Raw genomic sequence first — 845 nt, 5'->3', positions numbered from 1 at the left:
CCACTGGTGTCCGGTTTAATTCGTCACCATTGGAGGCTCATCTGGTGGGGACTGTGTGGTGGACTGCCGGCGGGTTGCAACAGGCGGTCGATCCTGCGGCGGTGCATGAGATTGGCGCGCACGAGGCGGGCGAAGGCGAGCGGGCTTGTGATGGTGGTCTGGTCTGCCTTGGCCATCTGCAGCAGCAGGTATGCGATCAGGGCGGCGGCGATCTGGATGCGCACGGCATTCTCGCTGTTGCCGAGGAAATGGCGGATCTTCAGCGTCTGCTTGACCCAGCGGAAGAACAGCTCGATCGCCCAACGGCGCTTGTAGAGCGCGGCGATCTCTTCTGCCGGGGAATCGAGATCGTTGGAGAAGATGCGCAATATCTTGCCGGTTTCGATCTGCACGCAGATCTCGCGAACCGGCCCGCTCATCGGGTTCCTGCGGCTTTTCGCCATGCGCTGCGGCAGGAGGCCGACCCGATCCGAGAGGATGATCCCATCCGGGCTAACCGCTTTTTCCTCCGTGACGGCCAATTTGGTATGGGATTTGAGGCGCGTGACGATGCGGCAGCCGGCGGCATTGAGCTTCGCCCACCAGCCGAAATCGTAATAGCCGAGGTCGAAGACATAGGTGGCGCCCGCCTCGATCGGCATTACCTTGGCGGCGGTGATGTCGTTGACATTGGCCGGCGTCACCGCCGCATAGATCGGCCGTTCGGCATTGGCATCGTAGACGACGTGAACCTTGGCGCCACAGGCCTGATCGGAAAAGCGTGCCCAGTCCGATCCCGCCCCGGAAAGGCGCAGACTGCTGCTATCGATCAGATGGACCGCCTCGCCGACGGCCCGCTTGAGCCC

1 protein-coding gene is annotated in these 845 nt (G+C 62.7%); it reads right to left on the bottom strand.

The genetic code is table 11. The features are described from left to right. Positions 1-23 precede the first annotated feature (23 nt). A partial coding sequence (locus ATY29_RS02500) for an IS4 family transposase (protein WP_097537558.1) occupies positions 24-845 on the bottom strand: 822 nt, incomplete at its 5' end.

It is taken from the genome of Rhizobium hidalgonense (genome assembly GCF_002914525.1).
Lineage (GTDB): Bacteria > Pseudomonadota > Alphaproteobacteria > Rhizobiales > Rhizobiaceae > Rhizobium > Rhizobium hidalgonense.
This window is presented reverse-complemented; position numbering and strand designations above follow the sequence as displayed.